This window comes from Corynebacterium sp. L4757, from assembly GCF_043673995.1.
Classification (GTDB): domain Bacteria; phylum Actinomycetota; class Actinomycetes; order Mycobacteriales; family Mycobacteriaceae; genus Corynebacterium.
Genome location: NZ_JBIMEN010000001.1, coordinates 141,259 through 165,199 on the forward strand (window position 1 = coordinate 141,259; position 23,941 = coordinate 165,199).

Annotated in this window: 18 protein-coding genes; 8 read left to right on the forward strand and 10 right to left on the reverse strand. The window is 58.3% G+C overall.

Annotated features, from left to right (window positions below):
• The first annotated feature begins 68 nt into the window (after positions 1–68).
• Positions 69–1,142 (forward strand): magnesium/cobalt transporter CorA, encoded by a 1,074-nt coding sequence (gene corA / locus ACG98I_RS00640; protein ID WP_394717605.1) that lies wholly within the window; start codon positions 69–71, stop codon positions 1,140–1,142.
• A gap of 22 nt (positions 1,143–1,164) precedes the next feature.
• On the opposite strand, the gene ACG98I_RS00645 is transcribed toward corA, so the two are convergent.
• On the reverse strand, positions 1,165–1,632 hold the full coding sequence (locus tag ACG98I_RS00645) for a PaaI family thioesterase (protein ID WP_394717606.1): 468 nt from the start codon (positions 1,630–1,632) through the stop codon (positions 1,165–1,167).
• A 96-nt stretch (positions 1,633–1,728) separates the two neighbouring features.
• Here ACG98I_RS00645 and gndA point away from each other — a divergent pair, with 96 nt between their 5' ends.
• The 5 genes from gndA (at position 1,729) to ACG98I_RS00670 (ending at position 8,298) form a co-directional block, all read left to right on the forward strand.
• Positions 1,729–3,189 (forward strand): NADP-dependent phosphogluconate dehydrogenase, encoded by a 1,461-nt coding sequence (gene gndA / locus ACG98I_RS00650; RefSeq protein ID WP_394717607.1) that lies wholly within the window; start codon positions 1,729–1,731, stop codon positions 3,187–3,189.
• Between the two features lie 35 nt (positions 3,190–3,224).
• Positions 3,225–4,586 (forward strand): DEAD/DEAH box helicase, encoded by a 1,362-nt coding sequence (locus tag ACG98I_RS00655; protein WP_394717609.1) that lies wholly within the window; start codon positions 3,225–3,227, stop codon positions 4,584–4,586.
• Positions 4,587–4,589: 3 nt separating this feature from the next.
• Positions 4,590–5,450, forward strand: a complete 861-nt coding sequence (locus ACG98I_RS00660; protein ID WP_394717610.1) for a 3-methyladenine DNA glycosylase — start codon at positions 4,590–4,592, stop codon at positions 5,448–5,450.
• Positions 5,451–5,485: 35 nt separating this feature from the next.
• Positions 5,486–6,358 (forward strand): vWA domain-containing protein, encoded by an 873-nt coding sequence (locus tag ACG98I_RS00665; protein WP_394717611.1) that lies wholly within the window; start codon positions 5,486–5,488, stop codon positions 6,356–6,358.
• Between the two features lie 254 nt (positions 6,359–6,612).
• Positions 6,613–8,298, forward strand: a complete 1,686-nt coding sequence (locus ACG98I_RS00670; RefSeq protein WP_394717612.1) for a DUF222 domain-containing protein — start codon at positions 6,613–6,615, stop codon at positions 8,296–8,298.
• 202 nt (positions 8,299–8,500) lie between these two features.
• On the opposite strand, the gene ACG98I_RS00675 is transcribed toward ACG98I_RS00670, so the two are convergent.
• The 5 genes from ACG98I_RS00675 to ACG98I_RS00695 are packed head-to-tail and all read right to left on the reverse strand — an operon-like array spanning position 8,501 to position 14,912.
• The gene (locus tag ACG98I_RS00675; RefSeq protein ID WP_394717613.1) at positions 8,501–9,769 is read right to left on the reverse strand and encodes an alkylhydroperoxidase domain protein; all 1,269 of its coding nucleotides are present in this window, start codon (positions 9,767–9,769) and stop codon (positions 8,501–8,503) included.
• A gap of 31 nt (positions 9,770–9,800) precedes the next feature.
• Complete coding sequence (locus ACG98I_RS00680) at positions 9,801–11,456, reverse strand: dipeptide ABC transporter ATP-binding protein (protein ID WP_394717614.1); 1,656 nt, start codon at positions 11,454–11,456, stop codon at positions 9,801–9,803.
• 3 nt (positions 11,457–11,459) lie between these two features.
• Positions 11,460–12,317 (reverse strand): ABC transporter permease, encoded by an 858-nt coding sequence (locus tag ACG98I_RS00685; RefSeq protein WP_394717615.1) that lies wholly within the window; start codon positions 12,315–12,317, stop codon positions 11,460–11,462.
• On the reverse strand, positions 12,318–13,256 hold the full coding sequence (locus ACG98I_RS00690; protein WP_394717616.1) for an ABC transporter permease: 939 nt from the start codon (positions 13,254–13,256) through the stop codon (positions 12,318–12,320).
• Positions 13,257–14,912, reverse strand: coding sequence for a TIGR04028 family ABC transporter substrate-binding protein (locus ACG98I_RS00695; RefSeq protein ID WP_394717617.1), 1,656 nt, complete (start codon positions 14,910–14,912; stop codon positions 13,257–13,259). It lies immediately after the preceding gene.
• A 174-nt stretch (positions 14,913–15,086) separates the two neighbouring features.
• Between ACG98I_RS00695 and ACG98I_RS00700 the strand changes: the two genes are divergently transcribed.
• Entirely contained in the window at positions 15,087–17,069 is a 1,983-nt protein-coding gene (locus tag ACG98I_RS00700; RefSeq protein WP_394717618.1) for an FAD/NAD(P)-binding protein, read from the forward strand.
• A gap of 99 nt (positions 17,070–17,168) precedes the next feature.
• Positions 17,169–20,609, forward strand: coding sequence for a hypothetical protein (locus ACG98I_RS00705; RefSeq protein ID WP_394717619.1), 3,441 nt, complete (start codon positions 17,169–17,171; stop codon positions 20,607–20,609).
• Between the two features lie 201 nt (positions 20,610–20,810).
• On the opposite strand, the gene ACG98I_RS00710 is transcribed toward ACG98I_RS00705, so the two are convergent.
• The 4 genes from ACG98I_RS00710 to odhI all read right to left on the reverse strand — a co-directional run bounded on the left by ACG98I_RS00710 (position 20,811) and on the right by odhI (position 23,926).
• Positions 20,811–21,398 carry a MerR family transcriptional regulator gene (locus ACG98I_RS00710; RefSeq protein ID WP_394718046.1) on the reverse strand — a complete coding sequence of 196 codons (588 nt, stop codon included), beginning with the start codon at positions 21,396–21,398 and terminating at the stop codon, positions 20,811–20,813.
• A gap of 279 nt (positions 21,399–21,677) precedes the next feature.
• Positions 21,678–22,424, reverse strand: a complete 747-nt coding sequence (locus ACG98I_RS00715) for a bifunctional nuclease domain-containing protein (protein WP_394717620.1) — start codon at positions 22,422–22,424, stop codon at positions 21,678–21,680.
• A 97-nt stretch (positions 22,425–22,521) separates the two neighbouring features.
• Positions 22,522–23,274 carry a MerR family transcriptional regulator gene (locus ACG98I_RS00720; protein WP_394717621.1) on the reverse strand — a complete coding sequence of 251 codons (753 nt, stop codon included), beginning with the start codon at positions 23,272–23,274 and terminating at the stop codon, positions 22,522–22,524.
• Positions 23,275–23,491: 217 nt separating this feature from the next.
• Positions 23,492–23,926 carry an oxoglutarate dehydrogenase inhibitor Odhl gene (odhI, locus tag ACG98I_RS00725; protein WP_394717622.1) on the reverse strand — a complete coding sequence of 145 codons (435 nt, stop codon included), beginning with the start codon at positions 23,924–23,926 and terminating at the stop codon, positions 23,492–23,494.
• Between the last annotated feature and the right edge of the window lie 15 nt (positions 23,927–23,941).

Sequence of the window (23,941 nt, forward strand, 5' to 3'; positions counted from 1 at the left end):
GTGACGGTTGCGGGTATGATTCCTTAGCGTCATCATCACTTGATTAATCACCCTTAAAGGAGGCTAATATGCCAGCTGTACCGTCGCCGTTTAGGCCACGTAAGCCAAAGGTTGAGCCTCCTTCACAATCTAAGATGAAGTTGCCCGTTGAGCACGCCATTGAGCACTGCCGTGTATTCATCGACGGCGAAGCTCTGCCTGGTGAATACACCGTGCACTCCGCTCTTGAGGCGGTTGAAGAATACGGCCGCGGCTTTGTCTGGGTGGGGTTGGTAGAACCCGTGGAGCACCAGATGACCCGCGTGGCCGAGCAATTCGGTATTCACGAGCTCATTGTCGAAGACGCCGTGGTTGCCCATCAGCGTCCCAAGCTGGAGCGTTACGATGACCAGCTGTTCGTCGTCGCGCGTTCAGTCAACTACCGCGACTCAGATGAAGTCACCGACCGCCGCGATGTCATCTCCACCGGTGAGGTTCAGATGATCATGGGCAAAAATTTCATCATCACGGTCTGCCACAAGGCCAAGCTGCCGAACCTGGCGTACACGGTTGCTGATGAACAAGCCCTGGTGGAGATCGGCCCCGTGGCTATGGTCTGGAAGATCCTCGACATGCTCGTTGACCGCTATTCCGAGATTTCCGCCTTGCTGGCCGTCGAAGTCGATGAGATCGAAGAGGAAGTCTTCGAACCCGGCGTGAAATTCGATGTCAACCGCATCTACCTTTACAAACGCGAGATTCTCGAGATGAAGCACGCAGTGGAACCGCTGTCCGCCGCATTGAAGTCACTAGTGGAAAACCACAAGGATCTCATCGCTAAGCAAATCCGCTCCTACCTGCGTGACGTCCATGACCACCAGTCCGTGGTCAAAGACCATATCCAAAGCTTCGATGAACGTCTGTCCTCGCTGTTGGATGTGTCCGTCGCGAAGGTTTCTATGCAGCAAAATACCGACATGCGCACCATTTCCGCGGTTGTCGGTATGGCGGCGGTGCCCACGCTCATCGCCGGTATCTACGGTATGAACTTCGACAACATGCCGGAGCTCCACCTGGAATACGGGTATTACATTTCCATCGCGTTCATGATTATCACCGTGGGCGTCATCTTCTGGTGGTTCCGGAAGAATAACTGGCTATAGCCCTCCGCATCGGCAAGCAATGCTATCCCAGCGTCATGGTTCGCAACTTGGAGAGGGCAACGAGCTTGCCTTGATGGGTGAGTTCGATGTTCCAAATTTGGCTACGGCGCCCGGTTTGGATTGGTGTTGCGTGTGCTTCGATGATGCCGGTGGTGACAGGTTTGATGAAGTCGGTGTTGTTATTGACACCGACCACGACCTCACCGGCCTGCACCACGCCCGCGATGGAGCCAACGGATTCAGCAATTGAGCAATAGACCCCGCCGTTGACCAAGCCCCAGGGCTGTAACAGCGATGGGCTCACGCGCACCATCGCGCGGACTTCGCCACGGGTGATGTGGGTATAACGCAGACCCAACTGGGCATCGAATCCAATGAGATTGTCATTAATCAACGCCAGTTCGTTGCTATTTAAGGCACGCTCATGCGCGGTTTTGAGCAATTCATCAAGTTGTTGGCGGATGGTCTCAGATGTTGGTTTTGCGTTCATAACATTCATCTTAGGCGCCCAGCTAGTTGGGTTTGTGACCGGTTTGCAGGTGGAGGTCAACACGCGCTGGGCTGAGTGTGCGTAAAATGTCGAAGCATGAGTGAATCTACTGAACAAGCCCACATTGGTGTTGTCGGTTTGGCAGTTATGGGCAGCAACCTAGCCCGTAACTTTGCCCGCAATGGCAACACCGTCGCCGTGTATAACCGCAGCCCAGAGCGCACCCGATCCCTGATTGAAGAGCATGGTTCGGAAGGTAATTTCATTCCTTCTGAAACCGTCGAGGACTTCGTGGCATCCCTGGAGCGCCCACGCAAGGCCATCATCATGGTGCAGGCAGGCAAGGCAACAGACGCTGTTATTAATCAGCTGGCTGATGCCATGGATGATGGCGACATCATCATCGACGGCGGTAATGCGCTGTACACGGACACCATTCGTCGTGAGAAGGAGATGGCCGAGCGCAACCGTCACTTCGTTGGCGCGGGCATTTCCGGCGGTGAGGAAGGTGCGCTTAACGGCCCTTCGATCATGCCTGGTGGTCCTGCTGAGTCATGGGAAACTCTGGGGCCGATCCTTGAGTCCATCGCGGCGGTAGTCGATGGCACCCCTTGTGTCACCCACATCGGCCCGGATGGTGCTGGGCATTTTGTGAAGATGGTTCACAATGGCATTGAGTACGCTGACATGCAGGTTATCGGCGAAGCTTATCAGCTTCTGCGCTTTGGCGCAGGCATGGAACCAGCTGAAATCGCTGAGGTTTTCAAGGAATGGAATTCTGGCGACCTGGATTCCTATCTCATTGAGATCACCGCTGAGGTTCTGGCAACTCAGGATCCGGACACCGGCAAGCCTTTGGTAGACGTTATCGTGGATGCCGCTGGTCAAAAGGGCACTGGCCGCTGGACCGCGATTAATGGTCTGGACTTCGGTATCCCAATTACCGCTATTGCTGAGGCCGTCTTCGCGCGTGCTCTCTCCTCCTCTGCTGACCAGCGTGCTGCTGCGCAAGAGGGCGACCTGCCAGCTGGCACCGCCATCGACTTTGAGGGCCTCGGCATTTCCCGCGAAGATTTCATCGAAGACGTTCGCCGCGCACTTTATGCTTCCAAGCTGATTGCTTATTCCCAGGGCTTTGACCTGATCAAGACCGGTTCCGATGAACATAATTGGGACGTCGATCCTCGCGATCTGGCCACCATTTGGCGTGGCGGCTGCATCATCCGAGCGAAGTTCCTGGACCGTATCCGCGAAGCATATGACACCAACCCTGCGCTGCCAGCGTTGATTCTGGATCCTTATTTCAAGGGTGAGCTCGCTGACCTGATCGATCCATGGCGCCGCGTGGTTATCGCAGCGACCCAGCTGGGACTGCCAGTGCCAGTCTTTGCGTCTTCACTCTCCTACTATGACTCGCTGCGCGCATCCCGCCTGCCAGCAGCATTGGTGCAGGGACAGCGTGACTTCTTCGGTGCACACACCTTCAAGCGCGTGGATAAGGAAGGCACCTATCACATCGAGTGGTCTGCGGATCGCTCCATCACCAAGATGGATTAGTTGAGGAAACACCTCCGCGGCTAAACTTGAGGGCAATGACTACTTTTGCTGATCTTGGCCTGCCGCGGCCAATTGTTTCCGTCCTGACTAAACAGGGCATTACCTCGCCGTTTCCTATTCAGGAGGCGGCGATTCCTGACGCTTTGGCAGGAAAAGACCTCCTCGGGCGAGGTCCCACAGGTTCCGGCAAGACCTTTACTTTCGGTCTGCCCATCATCTCCCGTCTTGCGGGTTCCGGTGCTTCCAAGCCTGCGCATCCGCGCGCACTGATTTTGGCGCCAACCCGTGAGCTGGCTATCCAGATTCAGCAGCGTCTGGATGAGCCAGCGAATGCCATGGGATTGCGCGTATTGTCCGTGGTTGGTGGCGTGAGCATCAATAATCAAATCCGCCAGTTGGCGCGACCCGTTGACATTTTGGTGGCCACGCCCGGGCGTGCGCAGGACTTGGTGAATCAAAAGAAGCTTTCGCTTGCCGATGTCTCTCTCACCGCCCTCGATGAAGCCGACCAGATGGCAGACATGGGCTTTTTGCCACAGGTACGCAAGCTCATGGATCTGACTCCACGCGAGGGGCAGCGTTTGCTGTTTTCAGCGACGCTGGATGGCGATGTCACCAAGCTGGTTGACCGCTACATGAAAGACCCGGTCACCCACTCCACCGCGCCGGTCCAAGCGGCTGTGGATACGATGAAGCACTACCTCTTCTTCGTTGGTGAACGCGAAGAGCGCAACTCGGTGGTCACTCGTATTGGCGCGCGTGATGGCAAGACCATCATGTTCATGCGCACCAAGCATGGCGTGGACCGTCAGGCCAAGAAGTTGCGCCGCGCGGGCATCCCAGCGATGGGCTTGCATGGCGATAAAGGCCAGAACACGCGCACCACGACCCTCGAGGGCTTTGCTAATGGCACGGTCTCTGTGCTGGTGGCAACCGATATCGCGGCCCGCGGTATTGATGTCCACGATGTCTCACTCGTGGTCCACGTCGATCCGCCTGCCGAGCACAAGGCGTATCTGCATCGGGCCGGCCGCACCGCGCGCGCTGGCGAAGCAGGAACCGTGGTCACTTTGGTCATGAACCCGCAGCGCGATGAAGTGGATAAGCTCATTGAGAAGGCGGGTGTTGATGCCCAGCGCATTGATATCTCCAATGACAATAACCCGGCCACCAACCGCACTCTCGCCGCGATTACGGGCGCGCAGGCCCCCACCGGCGTTGCCTTGCCTGAGCCCGGACAGCAGCAAAAGAAGAAGGCACCCGCGAAGAATCAGGGCACACCTGCACCACGCGGTCGCGGCGGAAATGGCGGAAGGAACCGTGGTGGCAAGGGGGCATCGGCAAGCAGCCGGCAAAACCGCAAGCCCAATAACCGTCAGCGTCGCTCGGGGCGTTAAACCATGCGCGTGTTAGACCCTGCCACCTGGCACGCGGCCCAGGAAGCCCATGAGCAGCGTGCCGATGCCCTCCTGGCCCGCTACCGTTTCCCCGGCGAAAAGCACCCAGTTTTTGACTTCTTATTCAACTACTATCCGGTGCGCCCGAAACACCTGCGCCAATGGCATCCTGGCGTTGGCGTTGCTTTGGCTGACGATGGCGACTGCTCTCATGCCAACCTTCGCGATTACCAGCTTGCCGATGGCGCCATCAGCCTCGACATCGACGCCTTTTGGGCTCGCCGCGGCGATTCCATGGAACATATCCAGCGCCTTTTGGAAAACTCTGAAGCCAACCCATCACGGTTTGAATGCTTTGGGCTCCACGAGTGGGCGATGCTGTACCGATCCGAGCAAACACGCCACGACCTGCCGCTACGTTTAGGACAAGACGGTACTGATGCCGTAGTGGAAAAGCATAAAATTCGCTGCACCCACTATGACGCGTTCCGGTTCTTTACCCCTCCTGCCAGGCCGCTGAATCTGACGGTACTGGAGAGAAAAGACCAGGTCAACGTTGAACAAGCTGGATGCGTGCACGCAACGATGGACCTGTATAAGTGGGCGTGGAAGATGGGGCCTTTGGTACCTGGAGACCTCTTCCTCGACACCCTGGAACTAGCCGTCGATGCCCGCATTCTGGACATGGAGGCCTCTCCCTATGACTGCCGTGAGCTGGGCTTTGGTGTGGTCGCCATCGAGACCCCAGAGGGGAAGGCCGAGTATGTCCACCGCCAGCGGGATCTAGCGGAGCGGGCAAAGCCCATGCGCAGTCGGCTTGTCGCACTGATTGAGACCGCTAAACGCGCTAATCTAGGTGCCTAATAGATTGTGGCGGAGGAAATGAAAGGCACTGCACAATGGCGCGGCACTCAAATGGACAAGATAACTACCGGGTAGCGGGCTGGGTCATCGCCGTGGCGGTTGCCGTGGTGGTGGCCATTGTTGCGCTGATAATCTACCTCCTCGCGGGCAATAATGATTCCGGCGAAGACACCAACGCCGCCGCCGAGAGCAGTTCCGAGGCCGAAGTAACTGATGAGGCTGCAGCCGAGGAGTCCTCCGTGGTTGAGTCCACTGGAGAATCCGAAGACGAGTCCGAGGCCGAATCAACTGCCGTGGAAGAGTCTGAGGAACCAGAAGCATCCGAGGAAGAAACCACCTCTGAGCAGCCCGCTGCGCCTGCTATCGAGGCGGCTGACACTCTCATCCTCTTAGATACTTCCAATGGCATGGCGGACCGCTTTGAGCCCGTTACTGGCGCGCTTGCTGATACTGCCCGCGCCCTGTCCGGCGCCGGTCAGTCTGTCGCCCTGTGGAACTACTCCTCCCCTCTCAACCCGGGCGTGACCGTAGGTTTCCGCGATAACCTCGGATTCGGCGACGGTGAGGCGGCAGCGAATACCATCACTAACTTCGGCACTGGCGGCGTCCCGCAATCGCGCTCTGCAGTCGTCGCTGCCGTTGATACAGCGGCAGATCGCGCAGCTGACACCGGCTCTACAGCCCGTGTCTTGCTGGTGACCACGGGCACTGAAGGCGATATGGATGATGCCGGGTTTACCCAAGCCTTTGAGCAGGCAGCCGGTGGCAATGTGGAGCTCAGTGTTGTCCACGTCGGACCTGGTGAGCCCGATGCTGCTATCGAAGGCCTTGCTGATTCCTTCGAAGCTGTCGAAGGTACGGATCGCGCAGCGGTTGCCTCCGCCCTGCAGGAGGCTGCCGGCGCCTAACTTACCCCCGGTTGAGGGCAATCGAGGATGCGGACCATTTAAGGTTCGCATCCTCTTTTTCGTGTCCCAAATTCGACCGTTTTGCCAGTTGGCAAGAGAATATTTCAACCTTTAAGTCATTTATAGACCTTTAATTTTCGCCGCCTTCCTTTTCGAACACTCCCTCCCCTTTCGCCTTTACTTCAGCTAGGCTGATGACAAGAAAAGAATAGAGACAAACCCGAGAACGACACCTTTTATTGCAGTTCATAGCCATGAAAGGAGGAGATGTCATGCACGGCTATAACCCCACCGCACGTCAGCAAGACCGCGCTATCACCAATGGAATCATCCACGAATCTATCGAACATATCGTTACCGGCCTTAGCAACCTGCAGGCCGCCATGCACTCAGTGGATACCCTCAGATTCCACGACATCTACCTCCGCATGGAACAGCTGGAGGAAGCATTCGGCAAGAAGACTTTTATCGATGCTGCCTTCGCCCTGCTTGCCGAGCGCGCTGATGCTGGCCGCATGGTCTCCTCAGCCAACCCAGCGGAGTACCTCATTAAACGCCTAGGGTTGACTTATCCCGAGGCTATGGACCGACTCCGCAATGCCCAAACTCTCTTCGGCGAGGACGTCAAGCCTGACGTGGGACCACCACCAACGGCCGAGCCGGAGCCAGAGGCTGAATCGGAGGCCTCCGAGGACACACAGGACCCCAACTTTGAGACCTCTGCCGAAGATGTGCAGAAGCGCCGTGAGCGTGAGGAACGCGAACGTGAGCGTTTGGCGCGTGAACGGGCGGCACAGGAACAAGCAGAACGTGAGGCGCGCGAACGTGCAGAGCGCGAGAATGAAGCAAAGCAGCGCAACCGAGACAAGCTTGGCACTGGCTCCATCCCAGCAGACGTGCTGCGCATGATTGACTATGAACTCAAGAACCTCGACCGCTTCGCCCAGCCCGGTGAGCACGAGCTCCGCGAAATGGCTTTAAACAAGGCACGCGAGATTTCCAAGTCACAGCTGAAGAACTGGTTGCGCGCTGAGATTCGCAAGGCTAATGCGAAGGGCCGCATGCCTAACGGGGAAAAGGATCACACTGCGCAGGCGCAAAAGCGCAAGCTCATCATCGGTCAGCCAGACGCAGAGGGCATGGTGGAGTTCAGTGGCCGCCTTGACCCCGTCACGGCAGCGCTGCTCATGAAAGCAATGTCTCCGGCTGCGCGCCCGGCCTTCGACAAGGATGAAACCGGCTACGAAGATAACCGCACTTTGGCACAGCGCCGCGCGGACCAACTGGCGATACTGTGCCAAAACTTCATGACCAGCCGCCACCCAGAATCGGGCCTCTCCTCCATCGTCGTCTCCGCGACCCGCAAGGAGCTTGAGAACCTCTCGGCGGACACGTTGCTGCCAACGGATACGGGAATCTACCTCACCCCGCTCGACCTGGTTCGCCTGGGAGCTGCGGGCAGTGACTACCTCTGCATCATGGACGATAAAGACTTCCAGCCACTCGCGCTGGGGCGTAGCAAGCGCACCGCGACGCTGGCGCAGAAGATAGCGCTCATCGCCTCCGAGATGGTCTGCTCGCATGACGGTTGCGAGACGGCAGCCATGAATTGCGATGTTCACCACATCATCGCTTGGAGCTTCCAAGGGCCAACGGACCTAAAGAACCTCACGCTGCGCTGCCGTCGACATCACGGCGATAATAATGACGCCCGAGACTTCAGATACAACATGGCGCACGCGACCAGGAGTCCTGAGAACGGGCGCGCCGGAACCCAATATCCGGGGCCCGGTGGACCGAAGTTCAATGAGTCCACGGCGGCGCAGCAATCGGCGCACCATAAACTCAAGAAAGAAGCCGCCGCAAGTTCCCAAGGACCCCCAGGTGGAACGGACCCGCCACCAGATGATGCCCAGGACAGTCTGTTTACTCCGGCCTAGCACGAGCGCTAAGACCACAGAACCAATGAAACCACCCAGCACCGCCAAAGACGGCTCAATTGAGCCTCCCTTGGCGACTGTGGTGGTTTTACTAGTTTTACGGGTCCGTGAAGCTGGGCCCTGGAGTTAAGTCCCTGAAGCTAGAACCCAGAAGTGGAGCCCTTGAAGCTAAGCCGTTGAAGCAGGGCCTCGGGCGCTCCGCCTACTGGTAGCGCTTGGGCACGTCGGGCTCACCGAGGGTCAGCATCAGGCGGTTGGCCCAGTTGAAGAAGGCGGAGGAATTAATGGCGTCGATGATGCTCAGGTCATCGAATCCGACCTCGCGCAGCTGCGCCACGTGTTCGCCGGTGAAAGCGATGTGGGTTGTGGTCAAAGCGACAGCCGCATCCCGGATGGCGGTCCATTCTGGGGTTTCGAGGTCAGCGCCGATTCCCTCGTCGAGGAGCCGGTCGATGATGGTGGCGTCGCCACCCTCCTCTTTGGCGCGGCCCTGGTGAACGGATGCGCAGTACTCACAGCCGTTGTAGCGGGATGCCACGGTGGCTGCCAATTCACGCTCGGCACGGCCCATGCCGCCGGCGGTGTTGTAGAAGATATCCAGATCTGTGAGCGTGCGCGCCTTCAACGCGGCTGGGTCGCGGGCGAGCAAGCGGAAATAAGGCATGTCGATGCGCTCGGGCTTAATAAGCGCATCCACGTGCACGTCAGTGAAGTCGGCCTTCTCCATCGCTGGAACCCATGGCTTCCAGCCGAGAGGATGGTTGACGAACTTCGCCGGCGGGGTCACCTGCGGAGTCAAGGTATTGGCCGTGACTTCCCAACCTGGGTCCGCAACCAGGGTGCTCAGAACTGCGCCGTCCCCCTGGGGCTGAACCGGCTGTGCGTCTGCCGGGGTGTCGCCCGCGAGAACCTGAAGCCCGTGCGCCACGCGCAGCTGGAATGCCAGGAAAGAAATCAGCTGGCCAAGGGATACGATGTCATCAGTGGACCAACCGGCGGCATCCAGATGGCCGATTGCCTTTGGTGATGCATCCTTCGGGTGGATGGTTAACAGGTGCGCGAAATCAAGGGCCGCCGCGAGGCGCCGTCCCAGTGCAGAATCTGGAGCGTAAACAACGAAATCGGATTGCCATTGTGGGCCCTGTGCGCCAGACGTCTCGAGGGTCTCCGAAAGGGTCTCGGCAATGGCGGTGCGCAGGGCATCGACGAGGGCGGCGGGGGCTTCATCGGCAAGCAGATCCAGGTAGAACGTGGATGCAGCCGGAGCCTGCGTGACGCCAGCGACATAAGCGGCGATGGCGTAGCGCTCGGCGAGCGTGAACGTGCCGGGATTGTCGGGCTCCAGCAGGGCTTCGAAACTCAATTGTGCGTTGGCGACGGCATCTGCGCGGCGTTCGCGCAGTGCAATGAGCTCCGCGCCCGTGTCGCTGGTGCCGTCAAGGCCGGCCAGTTCATTGATGATGTCAGTCATGTTGACCTTTCTGTGTTGACTTACGCTCGGGTTATAGACCCAAGTTTAGGTCGCCCGCGCGGTAGCGGGTGCCAGGGATTGCGGCGATGAGTTCTCGCGTGAATTCCGATTGCGGGTCGTTGAATACGGACTCGGTGCGGCCGGCCTCGACTTGCTCGCCGCGACGCAGCACGCTCACGGTATCGGAGATTTGGCGCACCACAGCCAAGTCGTGAGAGATGAAGATGTAGGTCAGGTTCAGGTCCTTTTGCAGGTCATCGAGCAGGCGGAGGATCTGTGCCTGAACCGTGACATCCAATGCGGAGACGGCCTCATCCAGCACGACCAGTTCGGGCTCGACAATCAGCGCACGCGCAATGGCGACGCGCTGGCGCTGCCCACCGGAAAGTTCCCGAGGGCGACGCGAGTACATGTCGGCGGATAGGGCGACCAGCTCGAGGTATTCCTTGGCGCGGGCTTGAGCCTTGCTTTTCGATGCCCCCGTGAAGTTCCGGTAGGGCTCCGCGATGATATCGCCAATGCGCATGCGGGGATCCAAGGAAGAATATGGGTTTTGGTAGACCAGCTGGATCCGGCTGCGCAACCGCTTAACTTCAGACTTAGAAGCAGCGGTGAGCTCTTCCCCACCGAGCGTGATGCTGCCGGACGTGGCGCTTTCAAAAAGTGAAATCATGCGTCCAGTGGTGGTCTTACCGGAACCGGATTCTCCCACCAGCGCATGCGTGGAGCCCGGAGCAACCTCAAAGGAGACATCGTGGACTGCTTGGAAGTCCCCGAAGGACTTATTCAGCCCCGTGACCTTGACCAGTGGCGCTTCGCCGTCGACGCCAACACCGCCATCAACACCAGCAACGCTAGAGTCCCCGGGGACTCCAGCCTCGCGGCGGAGGGTGGGGGCGGCGAGCGAGGGGGCATCGGCAAGCAAGCGCTTGGAGTAGTCATGCTGCGGATCCGTCAAGACGGTCTGCGCCCAGCCTTCCTCGCGGACCTGGCCCTTTTCCATCACCACGATGCGATCGGCGCGGTCGCCGGCCACCGCCAAGTCATGGGTAATGAACAAGATTCCCAGGCCAAGTTCTTTGCGCATGCGGTCCAGAAGATCAAGGATGACCTTCTGCACGGTCACATCGAGTGCTGAAGTTGGCTCATCCGCGATAATCAGCTCCGGCTCCAACGCTAGAGCCGCAGCGATGAGCACACGCTGCTTCATGCCGCCGGAAAGCTCGTGTGGGTATTGCGCGTATCGGCGAGCAGGATCATCAATGCCCACCGTTGCGAGCAGCTCAATGGCACGGTCCTTGCGCGTGGCCGCCGTGCCCTGCCCGTGAATGACCAAGGCTTCTTCCACCGAAGCACCAATGGTCTTAATCGGGTTGAGCGAATTATTCGGGTCCTGCGGAATCAGCGCGATGTGGGCACCACGCAGGCTGCGCCACTCGGCATTGGACAGGTTCGTGATGTCACGGCCCTTGAAATACACCGTGCCGGTATCCACGCTGGTATTATTCGCAAGAAGGCCAATCGCAGCCATTGCGGAGGTGGATTTACCGGAGCCGGACTCACCGACAATCGCAGTCATCTCTCCAGGGTTGACTTCCAAGCTTACGCCCTGGACGGCATCGACCCCTCCCCTGCGGGTCTGGTAGCTGACCGCGAGGTTTTCAATCTTCAGCAAAGCTTCCGACATGTCTTAATCCTCCGTGTGAATGTTGCGGGACAGGTGGTTCGCGGACATCACGACGGCGATGATCGCAAGACCTGGGAAGGTAATGACCCACCATGCGGTGGCGATGAAGTCGCGGCCCTCAGAAATAATCAGGCCCCACTCTGGAATCGGTGGCGGAGCGCCATATCCCAGGAATCCTAAGATGGCGAGCTGTAGGATCGCGCTGCCGAATTGCAGCGCAGCCAGCGCGATGACCGGCGTGAGTGAGTTGGGCAGGATGTACTTAAACAGCACCTGGCTGCTGGATGCGCCGGAGCCATAAGCAGCCTCGATGTAGTCAGCGCCAGCCACGGTGATGACTTGCGAGCGAGCCAGGCGTGCGAAGGTCGCGACCGAGGTCATACCTACGGCGAAGGCAGCATTCATCGAGCCAAAGCCCAGCAGGATGATGATCGACAGGGACAGCAGAATGCCGGGGATTGACAGCAGCACATCGACGATACGCATGATGACGGAATCCACCCAGCCGCCGCGGGTGCCGGCGACCAGGCCCATGAGGGTGCCCATCACGAGACCGACCGCCACGGCGAGAACCGCGCCGAAGAGGGATTGGCGCGCGCCGTAGATGATGCGAGAGTAGACGTCGCGGCCGACGGCATCGGTGCCCATCCAGTGTTGGCTATTTGGTGCCTGCAGCGCGACATCGGTGCCCGCATAAGGGTCGGCGCTGGTAAACAGGCTCGGTATGAGCGCCCACGCAAACGCGATGACCAGCACAAGAATCGCGATGATAGAGCCTGGCGTGGTCCACGGGTTGGCGGACTTTCGGCGCGGAGCAATCCGGGCCTTAACGTGCTCTGATGAAGAAGTTTTCTGAGTCATTTACTGAGCCTTCCTACGCAAACGCACGTCCAAGACCGGGTAGAGCAGGTCGACGATGAGGTTGATGATGATATATGCCGTTGCAGCGATCACCACGACAGCCAGAAGCACTGGGGTGTCACGGTTGGAGACGGCTTGGACGGTCATATTGCCCAGGCCAGCGCGGCCAAAGACCGTCTCGGTCACCACGGCGCCGCCGACGAGTTCGCCAAAGAGCAGACCCACCATGGTCAGCGCCGGCAGGATGGCATTGCGCAACACGTTGCGCCAAAAGATCCAGCCTTCCGATGCTCCCCTCGCGCGCACCACCTGCACGAATGATTGCTGGTTGACGTCGTCGATAGAACGAATGAGCACCTGGATAAGTGGTGCGGCCATCGGCACCACCAGCGTCAAAGTCGGCAGAATGAGGCCCTCGATGGGGCCTGGATTAATCGCGGAGACCCAACCGAGGCGGAAGGAAAAGACTTGCAGGAGGATAATCGCCAACCAGAAGCCTGGCAGGGACACCAGCAGGGAGGGAAGGCTGCGGAAGAACTTTCCGATGAATCCAAAGCCCGGCACAGTCGCAAGGTATGCAGTGACAAGCGCAACGATAACCGCCAGGCCCACCGAGGTGGCAGCGAGGGCCAGTGTGTGCGGCAGGTTTTCTGCCACCATGGTTGAGACCGCCGTGCCGGTTTGCACGGAGGTTCCGAAGTTACCGGTTAAGAAGCCACCGAGTGTGGTGAAAAATTGCACCACCAGTGGCTTATCGATACCCATCTCCTCGCGAATGCCCGCAATTTCGGCCTGGGAAAGGCCCAGGGCGGGGGCGCCATAACGTGCCATGACGCCATCGGAAGGCAATGCGGAGAGCAAGAAGAATGCCAGCGTAAAGGTAATAAAGAGCACCAGAATCGATTGTCCGATGCGGCGTGCAAAAGCTGCCTTAGTCATTTAGTTCTCCTCCTGCTCATCGACCCAGGCGCCGTAGAAGCTCGGGCGGCCAATCGCTTCGGGGTTAAATCCCTTCAGGGTGGGCTGCACCGCGTAGACCACGGGTTCTTCAAATAGTGGCAGCGCATAGGCTTGCTCGGTGATGTAGTCCTGCACCGCGGCGGTCGCTTCAGCACGGCCTTCTTCATCCGCGGTGGACACGACCGCCATGAGCAAGTCCTCGAGGTGCTGGTCCAGGACATTGCCTTGCGCATCTTGGTTGATAAACGCGTCGCGGTTATTGATCGAATACAGGGACTTAATCACGTCATAATCAGCGCGTCCCACCATCGTGTGGTCCACCTGGATCTTCTCCGGATCCTTCGAATCGGAGTCTTGCGTTGCCTGGTCACCGGAGTTTAAGTGCAGCTCGATACCGATCTCGGTCAGTTGCTCTTGAACCATGGTGATGACCTCGCGGGAGCGGGGCTGCGGCATCGCCAGCTTGGCGGTAACGCTCAGGCGCTGGCCATCCTTGTGGCGGATGCCATCGGTGCCGACTTCCCACCCGGCATCGTCAAGCAATTGCTTGGAGCGCTCCGGGTCATACTCATATGCATCACCCTGGTCCTTATAGCCCAGCGCAGATTCCGCCATGGTCGAGGTCGCCAGCGGGTAAGAATCAGAGAAGAGCACGCGCAGAATCTGCTCACGATCGATGCCATGGATGAACGCTTCACGCACGGGCTTTTCATTGAAAGGCCACACGTTAAAGCGCAGCGCGAGCTGGTTATTCATGCCATTGGTACCGCGCGAGATGACATCTAGCCCAGCGGCCTGCAGGTGCTGTTCCTGCGGGGCGGAGACCTGGCGCACGATTTCTACCTGGCCGGACGTAATCGCGCCGGTACGCATGGATTCTTCGGCCGCCAGCACGATGTTGATCCCATCGAGCCGCGCGCGGCCCTGGTGCTCGTGCGCTTCTGGCGCCCAGTCATAGTCCTCGCGTGCCGAAAGGTGCAGGTCAGTGCCCAGACGCTCGCCGTCGATGACAAATGGGCCCGAGCCAATCACGTTGACGGCATTACCCGGGCCGAAGCCTTCATTGTCCAGCTCGAGCGTCGAATCCGCTAAGAGGCCAGCGTTGAAGGAAGAGACTGCCTGTTCAAAGCCTGGTGATGGCTCGGAGAAGTAGAACTTCACCGTGTCCTCATCCACGACCTCGCCGCGCTCATAATTGGAAATCTGCTCGGAGACATTCAACAGGCGCTCGTCATCGCCCTGGCCATAAAGATCAAAGTTGCGGACCACGTTTTCTGCGGTCAGCGGCGAGCCATCGGAGTAAGTGACATCGGTGCGGATATCAAAGGTGTACTCAGTGGCATCTTCATTGATCTCCGGCAGGTCCGTGGCGATCCACGGCGACAGCTCAAGAGTCTCTGGATCCTGGTAGAGCAAACGGTCAGTGATCTGGTTGACTACCGCACCGTTCGGATAGAACCCGGCCGCTGGCGGGTACAAGGTCTTGAAGAATTGCGGCTCGAGGTAAGTAATTTCATTGGGCGCATCCTCCGCGGCATTGGTGCTGGTGGTGCACGCCGCAACCAGGCTGGTGGCCAGCAGCGCGGCGATCACGCCCACTACCCGCCCGTTCCCGGTGCCCCTGGTGAGTTTCACGTCTGAGCCATCACTTTCTTAATAGTTATTGGCTATGTATTGCTATTGTTTGATGTAGAAAATCTAACAGATTTGAACTGATTTGTATATTTTTAATAGACTGCATGGTCTAATGGTTCTTAAAATTAGCATTTCAGCAGCTAATACCCCTAAGAAAGTCGAGCGTAATATTCAATGACTGCCACCCCCACTCGCGGCGACACCAAGTCCCCTGCCTCCAACGCGTCCATCGCCATCGTGGGCGCAGGACCGCGCGGCATTTCGATCATTGAGCGCATCGCTGCCTACTTGAACGCACACAGCACCACCCAGCCGCTTAACATTCACCTGATTGATGATGCCCAGCACGGCGCCGGGCGCATCTGGGACACCACGCAGACCCACACGCTGTGCATGAATACCCTGGCTGGCGCCGTCACTCTCTTTACTGAACCGGGCTCTACCGTCGGCGCGCCTGTGCTCGAAGGCCCCATCCAATATGAGTGGATTAAGTTGCTGCGCGGCGAGCGCGACGGCATCGATGAGGCCAAGCTGCAGCTTTTCGATTCCTTCCCGCCCCACCCATCCATCGCCGAGGACTTCTCCGCGGAAATCGCTGCCACCAAGCCTGAGTCCAATCCTTCCCGCGCGCTCTATGGCGCCTATTTGCGCTGGGCTCTTGAGGTCGCACTCGCCCAACTGCCTGACAACGTCACCGTGCACAATCACGCCTCCCGAGCCACCGGCATCACGCAATCGCACGGCCATGACGTCATTGAGCTGGCCGATTCCACCACCATCGACGCCCACGCCACCGTCCTGGCCACAGGCTGGGTTGCCCCGGCCGCCAACAAAGAAGAAGAAATCCTGGGCAACTCCGGACTCACCTGGGTCGGGCCCAATAACCCGCTCGACCAAGACTTAAGCGTGGTGCCAGACAACTCCGATGTGCTCGTCCGCGGACTCGGCATGGGGTTTTTCGACGTCATGGCGCTTCTCACCATCGACCGCGGCGGAAAGTTTATTGAGGACACCTCCGCGCGCGCCGGGCTCCGCTATGAGCCCACCGGGCGTGAACCACACCTCTACGTCGCTTCGGGCCGCGGCTACCCTTATTTGCCCAAGTCCGAGTACCACTCGCTGCCGCCCAAGGCGAACCTGGCGCGGCTGAAGAACGTCATCGCCGAGCACCAGGATGCGCAGCCGCAGTCGATCGACTTCACCAATGTGGTCTGGCCAGCCATCGTGCGCGATTCCTACGCCGACTATTACACCACGCTTGCGTGCGTGCGCCCCGAAAGCCTCAAGCAGCCGCTAGAAACCATCCTGGAGACCATCGATTCCACCACCATCCCGCAGGCCACCACCGATGCGGCAATCGCGCCGAATGCTCTCACCGCGGCGTTGCAGGACGCCAGCACCGAGCCTTTCGTTCTCACCGATTGGATGGCACCGCTGTCTCGCGGCAACGGCGTCCACGGTTTTACCTCCGCCGAGCTGACCTCGCGCATCGCCAGCAGCCTGCACCGCGATATCCAGGAGGCCGTCGCCGCACGCAACTCCCCGCTGAAATCCGGCCTGTGGGCAGTATCGGCTGCACGCAAGCCCGCTTCGATTCTGGGGTCCAATGGGCGGTTCATGTTCGACACCCGCGTCGGGGCTTATAAGCAATTCATGGCCCTGGGCCAGATGGCCGGCTCCGGCCCACCACTGTTTCGTACCCGCCAGCTGCTCGCGCTCGTGGACGCAGGCCTGGTCACCTTTGTCGGCGACCGCCCCTCGGTGCACATCGCCACGCCAGAGGGCAAGGAAAAGCAGCAATTCATCATGACCTCTGGCTCCCGCACCGTTGCGTCCACTGTGCTCATTGATGCCTGGATGCACCAGCCCGATGTCCGCAATGCCCCCGAGGGGCTAGAGGCATCCATTGCCGATCGTGTCACGCCATTCTTGGACGGCGGAAATGAGACTGGCTCGCCCGCCACCGATGACGCGACCCGCCGCACAATACACAGCGATGGCAGCTTGGATGAGCGCCTGCACGTCGCCGGTATCCCGACCTATTCGCAGTGGCCAGACACCACAATCTCGCCCATGCCGGGAACTGATCCGCTCATGTTGCAGGAAACGGACAAGGTTGCCCGATCCCTTCTGATCACGTCCGGTGTCGAAATCTAAGGTGCATGCAGCAGGAATCCGGATTAGCGTAGAGATGTGGCAAGATAGTAAGGCTCTCAGCAGTTTCACATAGCGTTTCTACTCCAGGATTTTAGGTTTTTGACTACTTTACAGAATTCAGCATCCGCACCCACTGTTGCTAGCGTCGACTTTGTCATCGACGCGCAGCGCTTTCCACAGGCGCACAAGCGCCTCGAGGTCGCCGAGAAAGCGGTTGCCGCATTGCTTGCCGATGGCACCCCTATCACCCAATCTCAACTTGATTGGTGTTCCGCTGAACTCGGCCGAGCGTTTGTTGAAAAAAGCCCGGTGAATGCGGAAAGCACCGCGGGTGCTGAGATTTTCTCTTCCTACCCTGCGATTGCTGCCCTGGCACGCGCCAATGGCGAGGCACACTCTCGCAACAAGACCACCCTCAAGGCCGAGCTATCGCGCCAGGTGGGCACGAAGGATAAGGATCTCATCAGTGCCCTTGCGGAGCTAGAGCCGACCGAGGCAGCCATCGCGGAGGAGCCAGCAAAGTTACCGGATGTTCCGCGCTTGGAGCTGGAGCCAGATACTGGCAAGCTCTACCTGATTCTGCCCGCGATCATGCCGAGCGATGATGAGCGTATCGAGTGGCTCATTGATGCTGGCTTCGATAGCTTCCGCATCCCAGCCGAGACCGACGATGAGGGCCGCCCGGTGGCTCAGCGCGTTAACATCGTGCAGCCGACCGCGAAAATCACCGTCACCAATTCGGAAACCGGCGTCAAGCACCGCCTGCCCGTGATTGACCCCAGCTTTCCTTCCATGCTCTTTGCGCCGGACCTATCCCGCGCCGCAGACCAGAACCGCATCACGCACTCCACGGCACTGTTTCTTGCTCCCACGGGCACCAAGTTCCACCTGCCGGCCGATGTCGTCAAGGACGCACCTGCGGCGCCGCTCGCTGACGCACCGCTCGTTGAAGCACCTGTTGCTACAGGGGCCGATGAAACCTCTGAGGCTTCTGCTGCAAGCCTAGAGTCCGGGGATGCCGGCGAATCCACGGAATCTGCAGAAGCAGCCGACCTCCCAACCCGTACGGCGGTGCCGAGCGATGAGATGAAATTCAGCTCGTGGCCCGAGTGGTCGCTTTTTGAATTCGATAACTTGGACGTCACCCCGGTGCTGCTGATGAGCTACGGGGCGCCGGACTCGACGTCGAAGGCGAGCATCGTTAAGCAAGTGCGCATTGGACACACCCATGGGCCACGCTGGATTGATGCCCAGGGTCGCATTGGTGATGTGCAAGGTGTGGATGGAGCGCCGATTTATACTCGCTCACCACGGCTGCAGCTGCCGACCGATGATAATTCCGAGTGGACCGTGGAGCTGTATTACATCGACACCACGGCCGAAGCTTATGAGGGTGGCGAGCTGCCGGAGCGTGAGCTGGTGGAAGAGCTGATTGAGCTCAACCGCTTTAAAGGTGAGCCTTTCCCGCTTTTTGATGACGTCTTTGAGGACGCTTGGCTCGGACACTATGAGATTGATGTCTTGCGTGATGGCGAGCTTGTTGAGCGCCGCACCTATAACCTCGCTGAAGGTTTTGACCTGCGCGTCTCCTATACCGGCGATTCGCCGGCGCAATTTCGTCATCCCGACCAATCCGGTGATGCCACCGCCTATACCAAGGCTTATTTCGCGCAGCGCTCTGAGTCGAAGAAGTACATTGAGGTGCCTTTTGAGCGCGCGCAGCCCATTGACCGCGATGAGCGCAGCAAGTCTTTCCTGATCTCTAATCCAGCCGAATACCAGCTGGACGTCGTGGTCGTGCCGAAGGCTCTGGCATATTCGGTGGACCAGCGCGGCGAGCAGCCTGATTGGGACTACTTCCCAAATGCTATTGCCTTGGATTCTTTGTCGAAAAATGGCGAATTCCGTTTCTTCTTCCCTGGCACCATTTCGGGTACCGCTTCCCTGCTGCTGACTCATGAAGTATCGCGCAAGGTGAAAGTTATTCAGCTCAAGCGCAAGCGCGGCGGGGCGGTCTACACCACGACGAATGCATCGATACGCAGCGCCTTCAAGGACGCCCATGCGTCGATTCTGGCTACTATTGCGTGGCACCCCAAATCCATGGCGGATACCTTCGCAGAGCTCGAAGCAGCTGGCAAGACCAAGGTGTACGAGTCTGAACTGGAATTTGAAAAGGCCTACGCAGCGCACACCACCCCGGATGTCGTCATGGCAACCACCGCACGCTTTACCCAGGCCCTGCCCGAAATCGCCGGCCAAATCGTCGGCACAACGCTTCGTCTGTCTGGCCTGTCCATCGATAAGCCGCTGACTGGTTTCTTGTGGCCTGCCACCCGGCCGGATATTGAGCCATGGCGCGTGAGCTTTGATGCGCGCTACAGCTGCGACCTGCCTGAGGAACTCCAGGACGCTGGCCCAATTGTTCTGGACGTCGCAGAGACCGCACCAGGATATATCGCGAAGGCACCGAAGCGTCCGACCTTCAACGCGATCGTGGTGGACCAGCCTGGTCACTTCGATATGGCCGATGGCGCGAAACTTGCATGGCAGCTGTCGAAAGCTAATGAGAAAGAGACCATCGAAAAGCAGCAGCAACCGGCGCTGTGGCGCCACCTGTATGCGCTTCGCAACCTGGATGACCCGCTGCTGAATCCGATGCGCGCTGTTATTCGGCGCACGGTCAATTCTGATCCACGCCACATGCTCGAAGCGCTCGGCCGTTCCAATGTGCGCGTGGGTGACCAGCCTGCGTTGACGATTTATCATGGCCTGGCCAATTTCGATTTCCATTCCAATGGTGAGCGCATGGTCGATTTCCGCGCCACCGCGTGGGTGTACGCCATTGAGCTGCTCAATGAGCTCATTGACGGCAACCTGGACGGCGAGGCCCGCGCCGATGCACTGGACTTCATCCGCACCGAGACCGGCGCCTTCGTCGAGGGGCTCATCAATGGCACCCTGCCGGCGAATTTGCCACCCAAGACTGCCGATGCCACCTCGGATATTTTGGCGCCGCTGCGCGATACCCAGCAGATCATGAAGGAAGTCGTTACCGCGGCACAAGCCAATGCGCTTTCCGATGCCGTCGAGGCCCTCAACGATATCGCCGGCGACCGCGGCATCGTCGATGCCAAGGCATTGCGCCACGGTTGGTTTGAGCTGCTGCGACGTCGCCGAAAGTTCGAAGACATCGAGGGCTTCGTGGAGTTCCGCCAGGAGATGTTTGAGCAGGAAGCCAACATGATTGGTGACGACGTGCGCCGCCATCTGGTCCTGCTGCGTAAGTTTGGCGCGACGTATGGTCAGCGGCAGAAGAATTGGTGGGCGTGGGGACCTTACCTTTCAGTTGCTGCCGCGCACGTCTCGCGTGCTGCTGCCGCAGAACAAAAGGGTGTCGCGAAGTTCTTCACCCCCATCAAATCCCAGCACTTGAAGGCTTGGGCCGATATCGCGCAGCTTGCTCCAACACTGACCACCTATTACTTGGTGATGGAAGAAGCACGCCAGCTGGTGCGCGCCCACGGACCATTGGCTTAGGCATCAGCGCCTAAACCAACAAGGGGTTCTAAGCCAACACAAGCCCAGGCCAGCCCAAATCCTGGGCCGGACTGAGCCTTAGCCAACTAAATCCCCTGGCTTACTGGGCAAAACTGCAAAATCTCCGCGAGCACTCAATGTGCAGCGGAGATTTTTGCGGAGTAATTAAAGGGTGGAGAAGCTACAAAGAGCAGTTTCTGCCTAGGAGGTCTTGCGCTCGCGGAACTTGGCTAGCTCATCAATGCCAACCACGGTTGCTTCGCCCTCATCCAGCTCAATGCGCTCGGATGGGAAGGAAGAGATAGTACCGGAGAGCTCCTTCATGATGCCTGGGACAGCGATGCCGAATACGCCCTGGCCACCGGCCAGAAGGTCAATAACTTCATCGTTGGAGCGGCACTCATAAACGGTGGTGCCATCCGATACGAGCGTAAGCTCCGCAATGTCATTAACGCCAAGGTCGCGCAAGGATTCAACTGCCAGGCGGATATTCTGCAAAGAGATGCCGGTGTCCAGCAGGCGCTTTACGATCTTCAGAACCAGTACGTCCTTGAAGGAGTACAGGCGCTGGGAGCCGGAGCCGCGCGCGTTGCGGATAGATGGGTTAACCAGGTTGGTGCGCGCCCAGTAGTCGAGCTGGCGGTAAGTAATGCCTGCTACCTGGCATGCGATTGGGACGCGGTAACCGACCTGCTCGTCTGGACCGACGTCAAAAAGGGATTCTTGAACAGGCTGCTGCTCGGCGGTTGCGTCCTTAGCGGCCTGCTCGATGTGGGTGTTATCGCCCATGATGAGGGCATCGTCTTTCTTAGACACGTAATTACTCCAATTGTGTTTAGCTTTAGAGCTATAGGTTTCATTATTTGCCATGGATGAAGCTACGTCAACCCATGCGCAAGCGAAACGTCAAAGTCTCAAGTTCTACTTCAACCTTAAACCTTGGAGATCTTCAAGGCACCATAAGTCACACGCGTGTCATTTATTTCGCCAATATTTCTCCCTAACCACCCCCGGAACTACCCCCAAACTCGCGGGTGGCGGAAGGATAATACCTGGTGAGGGTAGGCTTTAGCGTCCGCTCCCCTTGCCGCCCTCAGTATCGTCGTCTTGGGTATCATCACCCTCGGAGTCTTCTTTGGAGTCTTCACCCTTGGAGTCGTCGATGTCGCCCCAGATGTCCTCGTCTTCGTCAACATCAGCATCGGAGGCTTTATCTTCTGCGCCCTCAGCATCTTCCTCCAAGCGCAGTTCTTCCTCGCTAATGCCCATGGACTGCATGAGCGCGCTGAAATCAGCATCAGCTTGCGCATCGCCTGAAGCCGATGTTGATGAAGAGTCATCCTCTTCCGGCCGGCTGCTTTGACCAGGCGTGAAGGATGTGGCTGAGTAGTCAATATCGAAGTACTGATCCAAGTCATCCTCGGAAACATAAAGCCCGACTTTGCCCAGGATCTCTTCATCAATTGTCAATGGCGCCTCGAAGTGAAGGGTCAGCGCCACGGCATCAGAAACACGAGCATCAAGCGTCGTGCCCTGCCCGGTGGTGATCTCCACGTAGAAGACTCCCTCGTGCACATTATTAATTACGGCGCTCGACAGGCCGCCCTGGGCTTCCATGAGTTCGATCAGCAGATCATGGGTATCGGGACGAGTCGGATTATAACCATCGGCACGCGAGCTCAAGCGTGCCCCATCAGCCAAAGACATCCATACCGGGACCAGCTTGGATGATGCCGGATCCGCAAGCAGCGCGCAGAGAAAGTCCTCCGGCTCCATCATGTGAACACCCAAGAACTGCAATTCCACTAACTTCATGGTCTTGTGCCTTTCGCCATCTAAATTATTAAACCACCCTAACGCGAGTGCGCAGTCCGCGCATCGCACGTTGAAGGGTGGTGAAGAAGGGTCTTAATTAAAACTCATTACGCAGGTCAGTCTTGACCAACGTTGCGTGCAGGGAGACCACCAACGCCGCCATCTGGGAAGACATCTCTTCCGCTTGCTGACGCGCGGTATCAGACTTGGAGGCAGCAACCGGAGCGGCCACCTGCGCAATCAAGTCAGCCTGGCGGCGCGCGCTAATGCGCAGGGACTTCAGGCGGCGCTCATCAAAGCCGAAAGCCTTGAGAGCCTCAGCTGCAGAAACGATGGAAACATCATCTGCAGTGTAGAAACCCGTCGCGTCCGCAGAAATCAGACCGACCTTGGTCAAGGACATGACAGTCTTTTCATCGCTGCCAGCCTGCTCTGCCACATCGGCGCCGGTGAGACGCGTGACTACCGGTGCGCGGAATTTATCTGCAGACACCAGCGTGGAGGTCTGTCCGGCACCAACAATCGCGGTGACCTGGCCAGAATCCATGGCTTCGAGCTGCTCACGAATCACCTTGAGCGGCGTGTAATTATCGCGCTGCTGGGTGAGAATGTAGCGCAATCGCTCCACATCATCTTCAGTGAAACGGCGGTAGCCGGAGGCGGTGCGGGCGGGCGTAATCAGCTTTTCGGTTTCAAGGAACCGGATCTTAGACACACTAACTTCGGGGAATTGCTGCTGCAGATTCTCCAAAACCACGCCGATGGACATGGTCTTCTTCTTTTGCGTCTTGGGAGCTGGGTTCGCTGCCGCTGCGCTTGCCGTCGCTGCCTGTTGCTTCGCTGCACTCACGATGTTATTTGTTCTCTCCGGATCTCTTGCCACTTCAGGTTTTACCGCTGTGGCTCTGAAATCATAGCTATCGCTTGGCCCACCCTCGCGCTAAGCCGACTGTGCAATTAAAGGCAGATTGCGAAAGTCGACTACCGGGGAAGGTAAACCACAGCCGTGTCATTTACTAATAAACAGTCTCTCACAAAAAGAGACTGTTTGTTTCAAGAACCAGATTCTACTTCTTATTAGCGATGAAGACTAGTCGGAATTTACCGATCTGAATCTCATCTCCAACTTCGAGAACCTGGGAGTTGCGTGGCTCGCGGTTAACGTAGGTGCCGTTAAGAGATCCCACGTCAACGACCTCAAACTGGTCGCCATCAATGCGGAACTCTGCGTGACGGCGGGAGACAGTAACGTCATCCAGGAAGATGTCTGCCTCTGGGTGGCGTCCCGCAGTGGTGGTTGCCTGATCCAATAGGAAGCGTGCGCCTGCGTTTGGTCCACGCTTTACCACCAGCAGTGCTTGGCCCTCAGGCAGGTTATCGGCACCCGCTGCGGAGGTGTCAGTGCTCGACGCAGCAGAGTTCTCCATTTCTTTGAGCAGGTCAGCACGGAAAACCGAAGTGGTTTCGACCTGTGGTTCTGGAGTGCCATTGTTCTCGGCCATAATGTTTACCTCCGA